At 66.6% G+C, this 18,079-nt stretch carries 18 protein-coding genes; 14 read left to right on the top strand and 4 right to left on the bottom strand.

Annotation, left to right across the window (positions count from 1 at the left end; all coding sequences use genetic code 11):
• Positions 1–5: 5 nt before the first annotated feature.
• Genes AC3WT0_RS08150 through AC3WT0_RS08140 form a run of 3 tightly spaced genes read left to right on the top strand, consistent with a single transcriptional unit; the run spans position 6 to position 2,318 of the window.
• Positions 6–467 carry a RidA family protein gene (locus tag AC3WT0_RS08150; protein ID WP_492752982.1) on the top strand — a complete coding sequence of 154 codons (462 nt, stop codon included), beginning with the start codon at positions 6–8 and terminating at the stop codon, positions 465–467.
• Positions 439–1,176, top strand: a complete 738-nt coding sequence (locus tag AC3WT0_RS08145) for a glycerophosphodiester phosphodiesterase family protein (protein ID WP_492752980.1) — start codon at positions 439–441, stop codon at positions 1,174–1,176. The genes AC3WT0_RS08150 and AC3WT0_RS08145 overlap by 29 nt, the downstream gene beginning before the upstream one ends.
• The gene (locus tag AC3WT0_RS08140) at positions 1,176–2,318 is read left to right on the top strand and encodes a GNAT family N-acetyltransferase (RefSeq protein WP_492752978.1); all 1,143 of its coding nucleotides are present in this window, start codon (positions 1,176–1,178) and stop codon (positions 2,316–2,318) included. The genes AC3WT0_RS08145 and AC3WT0_RS08140 overlap by 1 nt, the downstream gene beginning before the upstream one ends.
• Here AC3WT0_RS08140 and AC3WT0_RS08135 read toward each other — a convergent pair.
• Both AC3WT0_RS08135 and panC read right to left on the bottom strand, forming a co-directional pair.
• A complete protein-coding gene (locus AC3WT0_RS08135; RefSeq protein ID WP_492752976.1) occupies positions 2,315–2,611 on the bottom strand; it encodes a hypothetical protein in 297 nt (98 codons plus the stop codon). The two genes, AC3WT0_RS08140 and AC3WT0_RS08135, sit on opposite strands and share 4 nt — an antisense overlap.
• Positions 2,612–2,726: 115 nt before the next feature.
• Positions 2,727–3,572 (bottom strand): pantoate--beta-alanine ligase, encoded by an 846-nt coding sequence (gene panC / locus AC3WT0_RS08130; RefSeq protein ID WP_492752975.1) that lies wholly within the window; start codon positions 3,570–3,572, stop codon positions 2,727–2,729.
• A 92-nt stretch (positions 3,573–3,664) separates the two neighbouring features.
• On the opposite strand from panC, the gene AC3WT0_RS08125 reads away from it, so the two are divergent.
• From AC3WT0_RS08125 to mddA, 4 genes are all read left to right on the top strand, one after another.
• Positions 3,665–4,450 carry a division plane positioning ATPase MipZ gene (locus AC3WT0_RS08125; RefSeq protein WP_492753152.1) on the top strand — a complete coding sequence of 262 codons (786 nt, stop codon included), beginning with the start codon at positions 3,665–3,667 and terminating at the stop codon, positions 4,448–4,450.
• Entirely contained in the window at positions 4,450–4,725 is a 276-nt protein-coding gene (locus AC3WT0_RS08120; RefSeq protein WP_492752973.1) for a J domain-containing protein, read from the top strand. The genes AC3WT0_RS08125 and AC3WT0_RS08120 overlap by 1 nt, the downstream gene beginning before the upstream one ends.
• Positions 4,726–4,738: 13 nt before the next feature.
• Positions 4,739–6,127 (top strand): phosphoglucomutase/phosphomannomutase PgmG, encoded by a 1,389-nt coding sequence (gene pgmG, locus AC3WT0_RS08115; protein ID WP_492752972.1) that lies wholly within the window; start codon positions 4,739–4,741, stop codon positions 6,125–6,127.
• A gap of 287 nt (positions 6,128–6,414) precedes the next feature.
• Complete coding sequence (gene mddA / locus AC3WT0_RS08110; RefSeq protein ID WP_492752969.1) at positions 6,415–7,188, top strand: methanethiol S-methyltransferase; 774 nt, start codon at positions 6,415–6,417, stop codon at positions 7,186–7,188.
• Here the strand turns inward: mddA and AC3WT0_RS08105 are convergent.
• Positions 7,185–7,589, bottom strand: coding sequence for a hypothetical protein (locus tag AC3WT0_RS08105; protein WP_492752966.1), 405 nt, complete (start codon positions 7,587–7,589; stop codon positions 7,185–7,187). The two genes, mddA and AC3WT0_RS08105, sit on opposite strands and share 4 nt — an antisense overlap.
• Before the next feature lie 62 nt (positions 7,590–7,651).
• Between AC3WT0_RS08105 and AC3WT0_RS08100 the strand changes: the two genes are divergently transcribed.
• From AC3WT0_RS08100 to AC3WT0_RS08070, 7 genes are all read left to right on the top strand, one after another.
• Complete coding sequence (locus AC3WT0_RS08100) at positions 7,652–10,060, top strand: ligase-associated DNA damage response DEXH box helicase (protein WP_492752963.1); 2,409 nt, start codon at positions 7,652–7,654, stop codon at positions 10,058–10,060.
• Positions 10,061–10,173: 113 nt separating this feature from the next.
• On the top strand, positions 10,174–11,364 hold the full coding sequence (locus AC3WT0_RS08095) for a dipeptidase (protein WP_492752962.1): 1,191 nt from the start codon (positions 10,174–10,176) through the stop codon (positions 11,362–11,364).
• A gap of 101 nt (positions 11,365–11,465) precedes the next feature.
• Positions 11,466–12,590, top strand: a complete 1,125-nt coding sequence (locus tag AC3WT0_RS08090; protein WP_492752961.1) for an NAD(P)/FAD-dependent oxidoreductase — start codon at positions 11,466–11,468, stop codon at positions 12,588–12,590.
• A complete protein-coding gene (locus tag AC3WT0_RS08085; RefSeq protein ID WP_492752958.1) occupies positions 12,587–13,702 on the top strand; it encodes a YkvI family membrane protein in 1,116 nt (371 codons plus the stop codon). The genes AC3WT0_RS08090 and AC3WT0_RS08085 overlap by 4 nt, the downstream gene beginning before the upstream one ends.
• Positions 13,699–15,348: an N-acyl-D-amino-acid deacylase family protein gene (locus AC3WT0_RS08080; RefSeq protein ID WP_492752956.1), complete on the top strand. Its 1,650-nt coding sequence runs from the start codon at positions 13,699–13,701 to the stop codon at positions 15,346–15,348. The genes AC3WT0_RS08085 and AC3WT0_RS08080 overlap by 4 nt, the downstream gene beginning before the upstream one ends.
• Positions 15,345–16,358 (top strand): dipeptide epimerase, encoded by a 1,014-nt coding sequence (locus tag AC3WT0_RS08075; protein ID WP_492752952.1) that lies wholly within the window; start codon positions 15,345–15,347, stop codon positions 16,356–16,358. The genes AC3WT0_RS08080 and AC3WT0_RS08075 overlap by 4 nt, the downstream gene beginning before the upstream one ends.
• The gene (locus AC3WT0_RS08070; RefSeq protein ID WP_492752949.1) at positions 16,358–17,371 is read left to right on the top strand and encodes an N-acetyltransferase DgcN family protein; all 1,014 of its coding nucleotides are present in this window, start codon (positions 16,358–16,360) and stop codon (positions 17,369–17,371) included. The genes AC3WT0_RS08075 and AC3WT0_RS08070 overlap by 1 nt, the downstream gene beginning before the upstream one ends.
• A 57-nt stretch (positions 17,372–17,428) precedes the next feature.
• Here the strand turns inward: AC3WT0_RS08070 and AC3WT0_RS08065 are convergent, their stop codons facing one another.
• Positions 17,429–18,067: a helix-turn-helix domain-containing protein gene (locus AC3WT0_RS08065; RefSeq protein ID WP_492752947.1), complete on the bottom strand. Its 639-nt coding sequence runs from the start codon at positions 18,065–18,067 to the stop codon at positions 17,429–17,431.
• Positions 18,068–18,079 lie beyond the last annotated feature (12 nt).

The following is an 18,079-nucleotide window of genomic DNA, read 5'->3' as shown; positions in this document are numbered from 1 at the left end:
AAGCCATGTCCACCGACAAGCGCATCGCCGAGCTTGGCCTCAAGCTCCCCAAGCCCGCCGCCCCCGTCGCGGCCTATGTCCCGGCCGTCGAGCAGGGCGGGTTCCTCTATGTTTCCGGGCAGTTGCCGTTCCGCGACGGCAATCTGATGACCGGCCGGGTGGGCGAGGATGTCGATACCGATTTCGGGCGTGAGGCAGCGCGCGCCTGTGCGCTGATGCTGATCGCGCAGATGCAGGCGGCGCTTGGCTCGCTCGATCGCGTCGAGCGCGTCGTTAAGCTCGGCGTCTTCGTCAACAGCGATCCCAAGTTCACCGAGCAGCCGAAGGTCGCCGACGGCGCCTCGACGCTGATGGCCGATGTGTTCGGCGACGCGGGCAAGCACGCGCGCAGCGCGGTCGGCGTGCCCATCTTGCCGCTCGGCGCGGCGGTGGAAGTCGATGCCATCGTCGCCGTTCGCGGCGCCTGATCCCGCGCGGATCGCTTTCCTCACCGCGCAGCCCTTCGCGCATCGCGGGCTGCACGGCCAGGGCATTGTCGAGAATAGCCGTGCAGCCTGGGCGGGCGCGATCGCGCTCGGCCACGGCATCGAGTGCGACGTCCAGGCCTCGGCCGACGGCGCCGCCTTCGTGTTCCATGATTATGACCTCAAACGGCTTGCCGGGCGCGAAGGGCGGCTCGCGCGCCTGACTTCGGATGAGCTGGACGGAGTCCCCCTGTCGGGCAGCGACGAGACGATCCCGCGCCTTGGCGAGATGTTGGCGATCGTCGGTGGCCGCGTGCCGCTGCTCATCGAGATCAAGGCCGATCATGCGCACATAGCTCCGCTTTGCCTGTCGGTGCGCGATGCGCTCGAAACCTATGCGGGGCCTGTCGCGATCATGTCTTTCAACCCGCTCGTCGGCCGCTGGTTCGCACGCCATGCCGGGCAGATCACGCGCGGGCTGGTCGTCACCGAGGAGAGCCGCAAGGGATTGCGCGGCGCGCTCGTCCGGTGGCTTGCGCTTTGGCAGGCGAAACCCGATTTCCTTGCCTATGACGTGCGCGATCTTCCCTCGGGCTTCGCTTCGCTGTGGCGGGGGCGCGGCATGCCGCTGCTGACCTGGACGGTGCGGAGCGATGCCGCGGCCGGGATCGCCGCGCTCTACGCGGATCAGCCGATCTACGAACGGCCCTGATGGACGATCTCGTCGCGCGTATCGGCAATGGCGTGGCGTCGTTCGATGCGGCGCAGTGGGATGCATGCGCCGGCGCCGGCAATCCTTTCGTCAGCCACGCCTTCCTCTCGATCCTCGAGCAATCGGGCAGCGCCACCGCGCGCACGGGGTGGCAACCGGTGCCGATCGCGATCGACGGACCTGACAGCCGTCTCGCCGCCGTCGCGCCGGCCTATGCCAAGAGCCATAGCCAGGGCGAATATGTCTTCGATCAGGGCTGGGCCGACGCTTATGAGCGCGCGGGCGGCACGTATTATCCCAAACTTCAGGTGGCCGTGCCCTTTTCGCCGGTGCCCGGTCCGCGCCTGCTCGTCCGCGATCCGGCCTATGCGCCGGCTTTGATCGGCGCGCTGGAGGCCGTGGTCGGCCAGCACGGCCTGTCCTCCGCGCATGCGACTTTCATCGCGCCGGACGAAGTTCCCCTATTCGAGGCCGCCGGCTGGCTGATCCGCGCCGACAGCCAGTTCCACTGGACCGACGAAGGCTATGGCGATTTCGAGGGCTTTCTCGCGGCGCTCGCCAGCCGCAAGCGCAAGGCGATCCGCAAGGAGCGCGCGGCGGCGGTCGAAGGGCTGGAGATCGTCCATCTGACTGGCGACGCGATACGCGAGGCCGACTGGGACGATTTCTGGCGCTTCTATCAGGATACGGGCGCCCGCAAATGGGGCCGGCCCTATCTCACGCGCGCCTTCTTCTCGCTCCTCGGCGAGCGGATGGCGGACAAGGCGCTGCTGATCCTCGCGAAGCGGAAGGGGCGCTCGATCGCCGGCGCGCTCAACCTGATCGGCGCCGACACGCTTTACGGCCGCTATTGGGGCGCGGACGAGGAAGTGCCCTTCCTCCATTTCGAGCTTTGCTATTATCAGGCGATCGACGCGGCGCTGGCGCTTGGCCTGAAGCGTGTCGAGGCGGGTGCGCAGGGCGGGCACAAGCTGGCGCGCGGCTATGTCCCGGTGCCGACCTGGTCGGCGCATTACATCGCCGATCCCGGCTTTCGGTCGGCCGTGGCCGACTTTCTCGAGCGAGAACGACAGGCGGTCGCGCGCGACATCGCGCTGCTCGGAGAAATGACGCCTTTCAGGAAAGGCGAAGCCGAGGGCTAGGCGGCGCGGCGTCCGGTTTCGGAAAGCCAGGCGCGGGCCTGGCGCTGTGCCTCGGCAATCTCGCGCGCCGACATTTCATGGGCGATCTCGGCCCGCCATTCCTGCGCGCGTTCGCTGCCCGACATCGCCGAGATGTTGAACCATTTATGCGCTTCGACAAGATCGAGGTCGACGCCCTCGGCGCCGGACGAATAAGCGATGCCCAGATCGAAGCAGGCGTCGCTGTCGCCGCGTGCGGCATCGGCAAGGCGGCTTTCGATCAGAAAGCGAGCGGCAGAGTAACTGGTCCCCATTTTCCATTTCCCCCCGAAATGAACGACTCGAACCTTCGACATGTCGGGATAAGAAATGGTTAACGCGGTTAACCATCTATCCCGCCAAGGGAAAACGGCCGGGGAAAAGGAAGTTTTAGGCGCGCGGCTTGATCGCGAGATTGTCGATCAGGCGTGTGCCCGCGATTCTGGCGGCGACAAGAAGCCGCGCGGGGCGATCGGCGGCGGGGTCGAGCGCCAGCGTCTCGGCGTCGCGCAGGTCGACATAGTCGATCGATTCGAAACCGGCCTTCAGGATCGCGGCCTTGGCGACCTCGATCGCCTGTGCCGGCTCCTGCCCCTGCTCGATCGCTATCGCTGCTTCGCCCAGCGCGCGCGGCAATGCGCGGGCGTGGACGCGATCCTCTTCGGTCAGATAGGCGTTGCGCGACGACAGGGCGACGCCGTCGGCATCGCGCTGGGTGCTCACGCCGACGATGTCGATGCCCATGTCGAGGTCGGCGGCCATCCGCCGGATCACCGCAAGCTGCTGATAATCCTTCTCGCCGAACACGGCGACGTCGGGGCGGACCTGATTGAACAGCTTGGCGACCACGGTCGCGACGCCGTCGAAATGGCCCGGCCGCGCCGCGCCGTCCATCGGCTCGCTCACCCCGCTCACCGCGATGCTCGTCGCAAAACCCTCGGGATACATGGTCTCGATGTCGGGCAGCCACAGGATCGCGGCCCCGCCCTCGGTCAGCATCGCCGAATCGGACGAAAGCCGGCGCGGATAGGCGGCGAGATCCTCGTTGGGCCCGAACTGCTTCGGATTGACGAAGATCGAGACAACGACATGCTTCGCGCGCAGCCTCGCCTCGGCGACCAGCGCCATGTGGCCGGCGTGGAGCGCGCCCATCGTCGGCACGAGCGCGACCGGACCGTCGGCGCGCAGCGCGGCGACGGCGCTTCTCAACTCGGCGATCTGACGGATCGTTTGCACGCGCTGACGGGCTCCGATAAGGCGAAAGGGACGCGCTCCTTACCGGGGCGCGCGGGGGCGGACAAGCAAAAGGCGCCGGATCGGGGTAAAGGATTGTGGCGGCTACACATCTTATAGTTTTCGCGAACGAAAAGGGCGGCACGGGCAAATCGACCACCGCCGTTCACGTCGCGGTTGCGCTCGCGGCGCAGGGCCGTCGTGTCGCCGCGCTCGATCTCGATCATCGCCAGCGCACGCTCGGCCGCTATCTCGAAAATCGCGAAGCGACGGCAAAGCGGCGCGGCATCCACCTGCCGCAGCCGACGCACGCGACCTGCGCGGCGACCGACGAGGCGGGCTTCGATGCCGCGCTCGCGGCGGTCAGCGAAGGCGCCGAATTCGTCGTGATCGACACGCCGGGGCGCGACGATCCCATCGCCCGCCTCGCCGCGACGCGCGCGCATACGCTGGTCACGCCGATGAACGACAGCTTCGTCGATTTCGACCTGATCGGGCAGGTCGATCCCGAAAGTTTCAAGGTCAGCCGGCCCAGCTTCTATTCGGAACTGATCTGGGATGCGCGCAAGGCGCGCGCCAAGGCGGATGGCGCGACGATCGACTGGGTCGTGCTGCGCAATCGGCTTCAGCATATCGAGGCGCGCAACATGCGCCGGGTGGGCGACGCGCTGGCGCAGCTCTCCAAGCGCGTCGGCTTTCGCCTCATCCCCGGCCTCGGCGAACGCGTCATCTACCGCGAGCTCTTCCCCAGCGGGCTGACCCTGCTTGATATGAACGTCATGCAGGATGTCGGGCTTGGCCACGTCGCCGCGCGGCAGGAGCTGCGCGAGCTGGTCTCGGGCCTGCAACTGCCCGAGGCGGCGGGGGCGGTCGCCGCCTGATGCTCAAGCTGGTCGCGATCGCGGTCCTCGCGTTCGTCGTCTGGACCTGGCTGAAGACGCCGGCACGTCAGCCGCGTATGCCGCTGGCCGAGGCGCGCGATCTGCTCGGCGTGGGCGAAGCTGCGGGGGCGGACGAGATCCGCGCCGCGCATCGCCGCATCATCACCCGCGTCCATCCCGACGCCGGCGGCACGGCCGAGCTTGCGCGAAGGACCAATATGGCGCGCGATCTGTTATTGGCCGAGGCCGCCCGGCGGGCGCGCCCGAATCACTAGAACCGGAGTTTTCATGCCGCACCAGTTCCATCCCACCTCGCTGCGCGAATATGACATCCGCGGGATCGTCGGCCAGACGCTCGGGCCCGATGACGCGCATGCGATCGGCCGTGGTTTCGCCACTCTGCTGCGTCGCGCAGGCGGCACGCGCGCGGTTGTCGGCTATGACGGGCGCGCCTCGTCGCCGCTGCTCGAAGCCGCGCTGATCGACGGGCTGACGAGGAGCGGCGTCGATGTCGTCCGCGTCGGGCTGGGGCCGACCCCGATGCTTTATTATGCCGAGGCGATCCTTGAGGTCGATGGCGGCATCATGATCACCGGCAGCCATAATCCGGCCGATTACAATGGCTTCAAGATGGTGTTCCAGCACCGCCCCTTCTTCGGCGAGGATATCCAGACAATCGGCCGGATGGCGGTCGAAGGCGATTGGGACGAAGCTGATACGCCGGGCACGACGACCAATTTCGACATCCTCGATCAATATGTCGAGCGGTTGACTGCGGGCTATGCCGGCGGCGCCTATCGCGTCGGCTGGGATGCGGGCAACGGCGCTGCCGGCCCCGCGCTGGAGAAGCTGGTGAAGCTGCTTCCCGGCGAGCATCACACGCTGTTTACTGATGTCGATGCCAGCTTCCCCAATCACCACCCCGATCCCACCGAAGAGAAGAATCTCGAGCATCTGAAGGCGCTGGTCGCCGAAAAGGGGCTCGATTTCGGCATCGCCTTCGACGGCGACGGCGACCGCATCGGCGCGATCGACGGCGAGGGCCGCGTCGTGTGGGGCGATCAGCTCCTCGGCATCCTCGCCGAACCGGTGCTGAAGCGCGAGCCCGGCGCGACGATCATCGCCGACGTCAAGGCCAGCCAGGCGCTCTACGATCGCATCGCCGAACTCGGCGGCAAGCCGATGATGTGGAAGACGGGGCACAGCCTCATCAAGTCGAAGATGAAGGAAGAGCACGCCCCGATCGCGGGCGAGATGAGCGGACATATCTTCTTCGCGCTCGACTATTACGGCTTCGACGACGCGCTCTACGGCGCGGTGCGGCTGATCAGCGCGGTGCGCCAGTCGGGCAAGTCGCTGACCGAGATCAAGGATGCGATGCCCGCGCTCGTCAACACGCCGGAAATGCGCTTCCAGGTCGATGAAAGCCGCAAGTTCGCGGTTGTGGACGAAGTGCTCGACCGGCTTGAGGCCGATGGCGCGAACGTCAACCGCACCGACGGCGCGCGCGTGAACACGCCCGATGGCTGGTGGCTGCTGCGCGCCTCGAACACGCAGGACGTGCTCGTCGCCCGCGCCGAGGCGAAGGACGAATTGGGTCTCGAAAAACTGCTGGCCCAGATCGACGACCAGCTCGCCAAATCGGGAATCGTGCGCGGGCCGCAAGCGGGGCATTGATTCTTTTTCGGCGCCGGTTTGCGCTTTCCCTTACGGAATCGCGATTTTCAGCCAATGGTTGCGCTAACAACAATCGCGAATGTCGCCTTTGCACTCGCCATGAAACGCATTGCAACGCACAAGGGTCGGGCCTTTCAGGCATCCTCTCCTAAAAACTTTCACAGCCGGTCCTTCGGGGCCGGCTTTTTTTGACCTGAAGCGGGCGGATCGCCGGGCGGCTGCGTGCATCCATCACGCGCCGTCGCCCAGGTTGGCGACGCGGCGCAAGTCGCGCAGGCAATCGATCCATGATATTATCGCCCATCCAAGGGGGAGATGGAACTATGGCGCGCGCCCTGTTCATTGTCCTTGCTTTGCTTGCATACGCCATATTCTTCGCGACTTTTCTTTATCTTATCGGCTTCGTCGGCGATTTTCCCTGGCTTCCGCATACCATTGATCGTGGCATGTCTTCGCCGGTCGGCGTGGCGATTGCGATCGATCTTGCGCTGATTGCGCTGTTCGGTGTCCAGCACAGCGTGATGGCGCGGCAGGGGTTCAAGGCGGCATGGACGCGAATCATGCCTGAGCCTGTCGAGCGCAGTGCCTATGTCGTCTTCGCCAGCGCGGCGCTGATCATCCTGTTCGCTTTCTGGCGGCCGATCGTGGGAGATGTGTGGCGGGTCGAGGCGCCGGCCGGCGTCGCGATCCTCTGGGCCCTGTTCGCGGCTGGCTGGCTGATCGTGCTGCTCAGCACTTTCCTGATCGATCATTTCGAGTTGTTTGGGCTCAGCCAGGTCTTCCGCCACTGGCGCGGCCTGAAGGCGCAGCCGCCGCGTTTCCACCAGCCGCTTTTCTACAAGCTCGTCCGGCACCCGCTCTATGCGGGCTTCTTCCTCGCCTTCTGGGCGGCGCCGGTGATGAGCCTCGGCCATCTGCTCTTCGCGGCGGGCATGTCGATCTACATGCTGATCGCGATTCGCTATGAGGAGCGCGATCTCGTGCGCGTGTTTGGCGCGGATTATGAAGCCTATCGCACGCGGGTCGGCATGCTCGGCCCGAAACTGGTGAAGCGCGGCTAGCCGGCTGGCCGCTGCCGCCCCAGCCAGCCGCCGAGCAGGCCTGAGACCAGCTTCGACGCGCCCATGCCCCCGGTCAGCAGCAGCGGCGAGGGCAGCGCGCCCGTCGATGCGATCTGCGTGCCCCATTCGACGATCACGCACAGCGCGCCGACGATCAGCCCGGTTGCGATCGCCTTGTCCGCCGCCACGCGCCGCGCCGCCATCCAGGCGAACAGGATGATCACCGGGATCGCGCTTGCCGCATAGAAGACGGTCAGCGAATCGACATATTCCCATTGCGGCCGCCCGGGGTAGAGCGCGACCATCTCGATCACGGCCCAGACGATGCCGATGATCATCAGCGTGACGAGCGCGAGGACGCCGAACAGGATAGCGCGCGGATAAGGGCTGGGAGACTTCATGCCTGCCGGTCTAGAACGCTTCGCGCGGCGTTTGAACCGGGATGATGAAGGCGGATACGCGATTGACCGATTTGCCGGCCGTGCTTGCCCGCTGGTTCGCCGCGCGCGGCTGGCGTCCGCGCCGGCACCAGCTGGCGATGCTCGCCGCCGCGCGCGCGGGGCGCCATGCGCTGCTCGTTGCCCCCACGGGCGCGGGCAAGACGCTTGCCGGCTTCCTCCCCAGCCTCGTCGATCTGATTGAGCAGCCGGGCGATGGGCTGCACACGCTCTACGTCTCGCCGCTCAAGGCGCTTGCGGTCGATGTCCAGCGCAACCTGCTGGGGCCGATCGCCGAGATGGGGCTCGACATCAGCGTCGAGACGCGCAGCGGCGACACGCCCTCCGACCGCAAGGCGCGCCAGCGCGCGCGGCCGCCCCGTATCCTGCTGACCACGCCCGAATCGCTGAGCCTGCTCATTTCCTATACCGACAGCGATCAGCTTTTCGCCGGGCTGCGCACCGTGGTGATCGACGAGGTCCACGCCTTCGCCACGCAGAAGCGCGGCGATCTGCTCGCGCTTGCCCTGTCGCGGCTTCAGGCGGTCGCGCCCGGCCTTCGCCGCGTCGCGCTCTCGGCCACCGTCGCCGATCCCGACGGCTACCGCGCCTGGCTCGCGCCCGATGGCGATATCGATCAGGTCGTGGCGGTCAGGGGCGATCCCGGCGCCGATCCCGATATCGCGATCCTGCTCCCCCATGGCGAGATTCCCTGGGCCGGCCATTCGGGGCGCTATGCCGCCGAACAGGTGATGGCGGAAATCGAGACGCACGAGACGACGATCGTCTTCTGCAATACGCGCAGCCTTGCGGAGCTGATCTTCCAGGATCTGTGGGCGGTGAACGCGCAGAAGCTGCCGATCGGCATCCATCATGGCAGCCTCGCGCGCGAGGCGCGGCGCAAGGTCGAGAATGCGATGGCCGATGGGCGGCTGCGCGCGCTGGTCGCCACGGCCAGCCTCGATCTCGGCGTCGACTGGGGCAATGTCGATTGCGTGATCCAGATGGGCGCGCCCAAGGGATCGTCGCGCCTGCTCCAGCGCATCGGCCGCGCCAATCACCGGCTTGACGAGCCATCGGAAGCCGTGCTCGTCCCCGGCAACCGCTTCGAATATCTCGAGGCGCGCGCGGCGCTCGACGCCGTCGAGGCAGGCGAGCTCGATCCCGACATCTTCCGCCCCGGCGCGCTCGATGTGCTGGCGCAGCACATCATGGCCTGCGCCTGCGCCGCGCCCTTCGACGAAGCGGCTCTGCTGGCCGAGGTCCAACGCGCCTTGCCCTATTCGGCGCTGGATGCGGAGACGTTCGCGCGCGTGATCGGCTTCATTGCGACGGGCGGCTATGCGCTCAAGGCCTATGATCGCTTCAAGCGCCTGACGAAAGGCATCGACGGGCTGTGGCGCGTCACGCATCCCAGCTTCGTCGCGCAACACCGGCTCAACGCCGGGATCATCGTCGATGCGCCGGTGCTCGATGTCCGTTTCAAGAACGGGCGCACGCTCGGCACGGTCGAGGAATTGTTCGCCGCCAGCCTGTCGCCCGGCGACACTTTCTTCTTCGCGGGCATGAGCCTTGAGGTCGAGCGTATGGACGCGACCGATCTCTTCGTCCGCGCCACCAAGCGCCCCGCGCGCATCCCCACTTATGCGGGCGCGCGCATGCCGTTGTCGACCAATCTCGCCGGGCGCGTGCGCCGGTTCCTGTTCGATCGGAGCGAATGGGCGCGTTTCCCCGAAGATGTCCGTTTCTGGCTCGAAATGCAGGAGCGCCGCTCGCGCCTGCCGCGTCCGGGCGAATTGCTGGTCGAGACCTTTCCGCACGAGGGCCGTCAGTTCATGACGGTCTACAGTTTCGAGGGCTGGAACGCGCATCAGTCGCTCGGCTTCCTCCTCACCCGGCGGATGGAGGCGCAGGGGCTGAAGCCGCTCGGTTTCGTCGCCAACGATTATTCGCTCGCCGTCTACGGGCTGGAAAAGATCGTCGATCCCGCCGCGCTCTTCTCCCCCGATATTCTCGATCATGAATTTGTCGATTGGGTGCAGCAAAGCTCGCTGCTCCGCCGTGCCTTCCGCGAAGTGGCGGTGATCGGCGGTCTGGTCGAGCGCCAGCATCCCGGCAAGCGCAAGACCGGGCGGCAAGTCACCTTCTCCACTGACCTGATCTACGATGTCCTGCGCCGTTACGAGCCTGATCATCTGCTGCTGGCCGCTGCGTGGGCCGATGCGCGCGCGCGGATGACCGATGTCGGCCGCCTCGCCGATCTGATCGCGCGCGCTGCAGGGACGATGCTTCACGTCGATCTGGAGCGCGTGTCGCCACTCGCAGTGCCGGTGCTCGTCCTGATCGGGCGCGAGTCCGTGGCGCAGGGCACGGCCGACGACGCGCTGCTGATCGAGGCCGAGGCGCTGGCGGCGGAAGCGATGCGTCCGGATTAGGAATCGTCCAGCAGCGGGACAATCACACGGAGGCTCTTGCGATTGCAAAATATTGGGCATCTATTCGGCACCCTTGGGGGATGCCGATGATGACCATGCCGAAACGAGCGGCCATGTCGCCGCGTCTGTGTCTGCTGGCGGCGCTGCTGCTTGCCTCCGGTTGCGCGGGCCGTGTCGAGCCGAAGCCGCAGGGCGAAAGCCTGCACGAAAGGCTGCTCGTGCTAGACAGCCATCTCGATACGCCCGTCCATTTCGGGCGCGCGGGATGGAGCATCGCCGATCGCCACAGCTTCCCCGAAGATCTCAGCCAGGTCGATCTGCCGCGTATGCGCGACGGCGGGCTCGATGGCGGCTTCTTCGTCATCTACACGCCGCAAGGCCCGCTGACCCCTGCCGGCTTTGCCGATGCGCGCCTTTACGCGCTGAAGCGCGCGGCCGAGATCAGGGCGGTGGTGCAGGCCAATCCGGGCAGCATGACGCTGGCGCTCACGCCCGACGATGCGCGGCGCATCGCCGATGCCGGCCGCCGCGTCGTCTTCGAAAGCATGGAGAACAGCTATCCGCTGGGCGAGGGCGTCGCCGCGCTCGCCGATTTCTACGATCGCGGCGTGCGGATGGCCAGCCCGGTCCATTTCCTCAACAACCAGTTCGCCGATTCGGCGACCGATACCCCCAAATGGCACGGCCTCAGCCCGCTGGGGCGGCAATGGGTCGCCGAGATGAACCGGCTGGGGATGCTCATCGACGCCAGCCACGCGTCGGACGAGGCGTTCGATCAGATGCTCGCGCTGTCGAAGGCGCCGATCATCCTTTCGCATTCGGGGCCGAAGGCGGTGTTCGATCATCCGCGCAACATCGACGATGCGCGGCTGCGCGCGCTCGCGGCGAAGGGCGGCGTCATCCAGATCAACAGCGTCTATCTGGTGCCGCGCAATCCTTCGCCGGCTTGGGGCAAGCTGCTCGACGAGCGCGACGAAATCTACGATCTCACGCCCGATCAGCAGAAGGACCTTGCCCGCCGCACCGCCGAGGAACAGGCGCGCAATCCCTATACGACTGCGACATTCGACCTGTTCATGGCCAGCTTGCTCCATGCGCTGAAGGTCGTCGGCCCCGATCATGTCGGCATCGGCGCCGATTGGGACGGCGGCGGCGGCGTGATCGGCATGGAGGATGTCGCCTCGCTGCCCAAGGTCACCGCGCGGCTGAAGGCGGCGGGCTATTCGGATGCCGACATCGGCAAGGTTTGGTCGGGCAACCTGCTGCGCGCGCTGCAGGCAGCGGAAGACGGGGCGGGCAAATAGCGCCCGCAGCCACGCTTAGGCACAATATTTCTTTTTAGAAAATCTCTTCTCCAAAATGAGAAGGTGCGCTAGAGCCTCCTGACAGGTAAGTGGGGGATGGCGTGGCCAAGGCGCATATTGTCGTGATCGGAAGCGGGATTGCGGGGGCCTCGATCGCTGCTGCCATCGCGCCGCATGCCGATGTCACACTTCTCGAATCGGAAAATGCGGCGGGCTATCACACCACCGGGCGTTCGGCGGCGATGTACTTGCCAAGCTATGGCAATGATGTCGTCCGCGCGCTGACGCGGGCGAGTGCCGGCTTCCTCCACGTGCCGCCGCCCGAGGCAGAGGGGCATGATCTGCTGCGCCGTCGCGGGCTGCTCACCGTCGCCGATGCCGCGCACGAAGCCGCGCTCGATGCGCCCGTCTATGCGGGGCACCGCCGGCTTTCGGTCGACATGGCGACGATGCTGGTCCCGGCGCTGCGCCGCGAGGTGGTCGTCGGCGCGCGCTACGATCCCGAGGCGGCGGATATCGACGTCGATCTGCTCCACCAGAGCTATTTGCGCATGGCGCGCGCGCGCGGCGCCCGGACCTTGTTCGATTGCCGGGTGATCGGCGCGGATCGCGTCGCCGGGCTCTGGCAGGTCGCCTGCTCGGATGGGTCGAGGATCGAGGCCGAATGGGTGGTCGACGCCGCCGGCGCGTGGGGCGACGAAGTCGCCGCGCTGTTCGGCGCGCGCCCGGTCGGGCTGAAGCCGCTGCGTCGCACGATGCTGCTCGTCGATCCGCCCGAGGGGATGGCGACCGCCGATTGGCCCTTCGTGATGACCGTGCAGGAGAGCCTCTACTTCCGCCCCGAGGCCGGCAAGCTGCTCGTCTCGCCCGCCGACGAAACCGAGGATGTTCCCTCCGACGCGCAGCCGGAGGAGCTCGACATCGCGATCGGCGTCGATCGGTTCGAAACGCTCGTCGACATTCCGGTGCGGCGGATTTCGCATAGCTGGGCGGGACTGCGCACCTTCGCGCCCGATCGCGCGCCGGTGATCGGCGCGGATCCCGATGCGCCGGGCTTCTTCTGGTTCGCGGGGCAGGGCGGCTATGGCATCCAGATGGCGCCCGCCGCCGCTGCGCTCGGCGCGGCCCTGCTCTTCGATCTGCCGATCCCTGACGATCTTTTGGCCGAAGGCGTCGAAGCGCGGGCGGTCAGCCCGGCGCGCTTTCATGCGGAGGCAGTCCTATGAAGCGCGAATGGATCAACCGGCTGCTGCTCCCCGGCCTTGCCTTCAAGGCCGTGGTGATCGGCGGCGGTTATGCGACGGGGCGCGAGCTTGTCGAATTCTTCCTGCCCAGCGGCGCGGTCGGCGGCGTCGGCGCGATGCTGCTTGCGGCGGCGATCTGGAGCGGCATCTGCGCGCTGACCTTCCTCTTCGCGCAGGCGGTGCGCGCGGGCACCTATCAGGCGTTCTTCCGCGCGCTGCTCGGCCGCTTCGCCTTCTCTTTCGAAGCGCTGCTCATCCTCTACACTGTCGTTACCCTCTCGGTATTCGGCGCAGCGGCAGGGGCGATCGGCGCTGCGCTGTTCGGCTGGCCGGCGATAGGCGGCACGCTACTTCTCGTCGTCGGCATCTTGATCGTCACCGCGCAGGGCAATGGCTGGGTCGAAGGGCTGTTCAAATATGTCTCGGTGTTGCTCTACGGCACCTATGCGATCTTCCTGCTGCTGTGCCTGATGCGTTTCGGCGGGAAGATCGGCGATGCCTTTACGCACTCCGGCCCCGCGACCGGCTGGGTGACGGGCGGCATCACCTATGCCAGTTACAATGTGATCGGCGCGGTGCTCGTCCTCCCCGCGCTCCGGCACCAGAGCACGCGGCGCGAGGCGGTGATCTCGGGGCTGATCTCCGGCCCGCTCGCGATGCTGCCGGCGCTGGTCTTCTTCATCTGCCTGTCGGCCTATGGCACGCAGGTCGCCGATCAGGCGCTGCCGTCGGATTTCCTCCTGCGCCAGCTCGATTTCCCGATCTTCCACTGGATCTTCCAGGCGATGATCTTCGCCGCGCTCCTCGAATGCAGCGTCGGCAACGTCCATGCGATCAACGAACGCGTCGTGGCGCATCGCAAGGGACGCGGCGGGCTCGATACGCCGCGCCTGCGCTTCATCGTCACCATATTGCTGCTCGCCTTCTCGATGGGCGTGGCGCAGGCGGTCGGCCTCGTCGAGCTGATCGCGAAGGGCTACCGGCTGCTCGCCTATCTCGTTCTCGCCATCTTCATCCTGCCGCTGATCACGATCGGCGTCGGGCGGCTGCTGCGCCGCCCCGCCGAAACCGAAAATAGGGAGTCGCACGCATGATCAAGTCCCTGCTGATGGCCGGCGCCGCGCTGGCGGGCATCGTCGCGGTCGCGCCGGTCGCCGACGCGCAGACCAGCGCCCCCGACTATGATCTGGTGATCCGCAACGGGCGCGTGCTCGACGGCGCAGGCAATCCCTGGGTGCGTGCCGACGTTGCGGTGAAGAATGGCCGCATCGCCGCAATCGGCAAGATCACCGGCCGGGGAGCGCGCGAGATCGACGCCACCGGCGACTATGTGTCGCCCGGCTGGATCGACATGATGGACCAGTCGAACGATGTGCTGCTCAAGAACGGCCTCGCGGAAAGCAAGTTGCGTCAGGGGCTGACGACCGTGATCGACGGGGAAGGGGGCACTTCCGTTCCCGCCAACCAGATTGTCGACTATTTCAAGCGCCTCGAGACACAGGGCATCGCGGTCAATTTCGCGACTTACTACAGCGCGTCGCAATCGCGCGTCGAAGTGATGGGCGACAAGGCGGGCACGCCGACCTCGGCGCAGATCGCGGCGATGCAGGACAAGATCCGCACCGCGATGAACGCCGGCGCGATCGGCGTCACGTCCGCGCTCATCTATCCGCCTGATTCCTTCCAGACGACGCAGGACCTGATCCAGGTCGTCGGTGCTTCAGCGCCGTGCAACGGCATCTATGCCACGCATATGCGCGACGAGAGCGGCAAGCTGCTCGATGCGATCCGCGAGGCGATCGAGATCGGCGAGAAAGCGCATGTGAAGGTGGAGATATTCCATCTGAAGGCGGCCTATGCGCCGGAGTGGGGCAAGCTGATGCCGCAGGCGCTGAAGCTGATCCAGGATGCGCGCGACCGCGGCGTCGACGTCGCAGCCGATCTCTATCCCTATGTCGGTGCGGGAACCGGGCTCAGCATCACCGTGCCCAACTGGGTCTATGAGGATGGCGAGGCGAAGGCGATCGAACGGCTGAAGGATCCCGCGATCCGCGCCCGGCTGAAGCAGGAAGTGAAGGCGGGGTCGCAGCCCGGCTGGTCGAACCTCGTCGAGGCATCGGGCGGCTGGGATCATATCATCCTCGCCAACGCCTACAGCCCGAAATGGGACCAGTATCAGTATAAGTCGATCCAGGCGATCGCCGACACGCTGCACCGCGATCCCGTCGATGTCGCTTATGATATCGTGATCGACGCGATGCCCCACCGCGCGATGTCGCTGTTCATGATGATGGACGAGCGCGACGTGACGGCGGCGATCAAGGAGCCGTGGGTCGGGATCGGCAGCGATTCCGCCGCATCGGTCAAGCTCGGCGAGATGGAGGAGCTGGGCCTGGTCCATCCGCGCGCCTACGGCACCTTCCCGCGCATCATCGCCGAATATGTGAAGCGCCGCCACGTGCTGACGCTCGAGGATGCGGTGCGCAAGCTGACTTCCTGGCCCGCCAACCGGCTGGGGATCAGTGATCGCGGCGTGCTGCGCACCGGCCTCGTCGCCGATATCACCGTCTTCAACTACGACCGGCTCGACGACAAGGCGACGTGGGATCATCCCTTCGTTCCCGCCGAAGGCGTCGACTATGTGATCGTCAACGGCAAGGTCGTGCTCGATCAGGGCAAGCCCACCGCTGAGCGCCCGGGCCGGGTCCTGCGCGGCATGTGCGCGAAGGCCTCGTCATGAGCCGGCTGTCGCTTCACGTCGCGATCGAGGCATGGCCGCTGGCCAAGCCCTTCCGCATCGCGGGCAATGTCTTCGCCGAATCGCGCGGCGTGTTCGTGACGATCGACGACGGCGAACATCGCGGGCGCGGCGAGGCGCAGGGCGTCTATTATCGCAGCGAGACCGCCGAGAGCATGGCGGCGCAGATCGAGGCCGTCCGCGATGCGATCGAGGCCGGCGCGGAACGCGGCGACCTGCAGACGCTGCTCCCGGCAGGCGGCGCGCGCAACGCGCTCGACTGCGCCTATTGGGAGCTCGAATCGCACCGTGCAGGCGTGCCCGTGTGGAAGCTTGCGGGGCTGGCTACGCCGCGCCCGTTGCTCAGCACCTGGACGATCGGCGGCGACACGCCCGAGGTGATGGCGCGCGATGCCGTCGGCTATACCGGCGCGCGCTCGCTGAAGATCAAGCTGATCGGCGACGGGCTGGATGCCGATCGCGTCCGCGCCGTGCGCGCGGTGCGGCCCGATGCGTGGATCGGCGTCGACGCCAATCAGGGGCTCGACCGGCAGAAGCTGATCGATCTCTTGCCGGCGCTGGTCGAGGCCGGCGTCGCGCTGATCGAGCAGCCGGTGCCGGTGGGCGCCGATGCGTCGCTTGCCGGGCTGGGCTCGCCCATTCCGATCGCGGCCGACGAAAGCGTGCAGACGCTCGACGATCTCGCCGCCCTCAAGGGGCGCTATGACGTCGTCAATATCAAGCTCGACAAGTGCGGCGGGCTGACGGAGGGGCTGGCGATGGCCAATGCCGCGCGTGACATGGATCTGCGCGTGATGGTCGGCAACATGGTCGGCACCTCGCTTGCCATGGCGCCGTCCTTCGTCGTCGGCCAGCTTTGCGACGTCGTCGATCTCGACGGGCCGCTGCTGCTCGCGCGCGATCGCGAACCCTCCGTCCGCTACAGCGACGGTCTTATCGATTGCCCCGACGCGGTCTGGGGCTCCACTCTGATGCAAGGAGCGGCCCTCTGATGCCGATCGAACTGCCCCAGCCCTATCTTCTCTTCATCGGCGACGTCGCGGACCCGACTTATGCCAAGACGGCCTTCGGCCTGCGCGACTGGGCGCCCGAACAATGCGTGGGCGAACTGGCGCTTCCCGGCGCGACGGTGACGACGGGCCTCCAGCAGATGTCGCCCGCCGAAGCCGCCAAGGCCGGCGCGCGCTCGATCATCATCGGCGTGGTCAACAGCGGCGGCTTCATCCCCGACGCCTGGGTTCCGTCGCTCGTCGCCGCGCTGGAGGCCGGGCTCGACATCGTCAGCGGGATGCATCGCCGGCTTGGCGATGTGCCCGTGCTCAAGGCCGCGGCCGATCGGCTCGGCCGGCGGCTGATCGATATCCGCATCCCGCCCGCCGACCTGCCCGTCGGCACCGGCGAACGGCGCAGCGGCCGCCGCCTGCTGACCGTCGGCACCGATTGCGCGCTCGGCAAGAAATATACCGCGCTCTCGCTGGCGCGCGGCTTCGCCAATCGCGGCATCGACGCGACCTATCGTGCCACCGGGCAGACCGGGATCATGATCAGCGGCAGCGGCATTCCGATCGACGCGGTGGTCAGCGATTTCATCTCGGGCGCGGCGGAGCAGCTTTCGCCGGCGGCGGCGCCCGATCACTGGGATCTCGTCGAAGGGCAGGGATCGCTGCTTCACCCCTCGTTCGCGGCGGTAACGCTAGGCCTGCTCCACGGCAGCCAGCCCGATGTGATCGTACTGTGCCACGATCCGCGCCGGACCGAGATTCGCGGGCTCAAGGGCTTCCCCATTCCGCCGCTGCCCGAAGTCATCGCGCTCTATCTGTCGCTGGCGCGGCTGACCAATCCGAATGTGCGCTGTGCGGGGATCAGCCTCAACACCGCAGGCATGAGCCTGAGCGAGGCGGACGAGGCACTGGCCGCCGCCGAGAAGCAGACCGGCCTGCCCGCGGCCGATCCCTTCCGCGTCGCGGCGGGGTTCGAAAGGCTGATCGACGCCTGTCTGGCTTAAGCCTGATCCAGCAAAGCTGGATCGGGCGCCGCTTTCACATCAGGCGTGACACGCCGGTCAGGACAGCGCCTGCTCCGCGATGCGGCCTTCGGCCTCGGCGATCAGATGCTGCTGCAGATTTTCGTCGGCCGACGCACAGACCGACAGGATGGTCGCCTGCTCGAAGCCGGGGGCGACGACATAGGCATGGCCCATATTGCTGTCGATATAGACGCCTTCGCCCTTGTTGAGCGTGACGGGCGCATAGAATTCCGAATGGAAGACGACCGCGCCTTCGACGACGAAGGCGAATTCCTCGCCGCCGTGACGGACAAGGTCGCCGAACTCGTCGAGCGACTTGGCGGTGACCTTCACGTGGATGGGGATCATCCGCCGTTTGCGCAGGTCGCTGCACAAATAATTATAGACATAGTTGCGCGTCTCGACGCGCACCGACTCGTCGAGGCGCGCGATACTGCGGCGCGCGGTGACGACGGCGTCATTCTGCTCGCCTTCGGAGAAAAGCTCGGCAAGCCCTATTCCTAGCGAACGACTGAGCTGCTGCAGCCGATCGTAAGTGAGAGTGAGCTTGTCATTCTCGATCTTCGAGAGGGTGGAGAGAGGGATACCGCAAACGTCGCTCATTTCCGCGAGCGTCCATTGCCGGTCCCTGCGGATGCGCTTCACGATCGCGCCCAGGCTCATATTCGCTGACATCCGATATTTCCT

The sequence above is a fragment of the Sphingomonas sp. EU05-FHT14C10 genome (assembly GCF_058790595.1).
This window is presented reverse-complemented; position numbering and strand designations above follow the sequence as displayed.

Coding starts and splice junctions, on each gene's coding strand:
- AC3WT0_RS08145 (WP_492752980.1), top strand. CDS start 439: ATGCCATCGTCGCCGTTCGCGGCGCCTGATCCCGCGCGGATCGCTTTC.
- AC3WT0_RS08085 (WP_492752958.1), top strand. CDS start 12,587: ATGAAGCGCGAATGGATCAACCGGCTGCTGCTCCCCGGCCTTGCCTTC.
- AC3WT0_RS08065 (WP_492752947.1), bottom strand. CDS start 18,067: ATGTCAGCGAATATGAGCCTGGGCGCGATCGTGAAGCGCATCCGCAGG.
- AC3WT0_RS08140 (WP_492752978.1), top strand. CDS start 1,176: ATGGACGATCTCGTCGCGCGTATCGGCAATGGCGTGGCGTCGTTCGAT.
- AC3WT0_RS08095 (WP_492752962.1), top strand. CDS start 10,174: ATGTCGCCGCGTCTGTGTCTGCTGGCGGCGCTGCTGCTTGCCTCCGGT.
- pgmG (WP_492752972.1), top strand. CDS start 4,739: ATGCCGCACCAGTTCCATCCCACCTCGCTGCGCGAATATGACATCCGC.
- AC3WT0_RS08105 (WP_492752966.1), bottom strand. CDS start 7,589: ATGAAGTCTCCCAGCCCTTATCCGCGCGCTATCCTGTTCGGCGTCCTC.
- mddA (WP_492752969.1), top strand. CDS start 6,415: ATGATATTATCGCCCATCCAAGGGGGAGATGGAACTATGGCGCGCGCC.
- AC3WT0_RS08120 (WP_492752973.1), top strand. CDS start 4,450: ATGCTCAAGCTGGTCGCGATCGCGGTCCTCGCGTTCGTCGTCTGGACC.
- AC3WT0_RS08080 (WP_492752956.1), top strand. CDS start 13,699: ATGATCAAGTCCCTGCTGATGGCCGGCGCCGCGCTGGCGGGCATCGTC.
- AC3WT0_RS08070 (WP_492752949.1), top strand. CDS start 16,358: ATGCCGATCGAACTGCCCCAGCCCTATCTTCTCTTCATCGGCGACGTC.
- AC3WT0_RS08075 (WP_492752952.1), top strand. CDS start 15,345: ATGAGCCGGCTGTCGCTTCACGTCGCGATCGAGGCATGGCCGCTGGCC.
- AC3WT0_RS08135 (WP_492752976.1), bottom strand. CDS start 2,611: ATGGGGACCAGTTACTCTGCCGCTCGCTTTCTGATCGAAAGCCGCCTT.
- AC3WT0_RS08150 (WP_492752982.1), top strand. CDS start 6: ATGTCCACCGACAAGCGCATCGCCGAGCTTGGCCTCAAGCTCCCCAAG.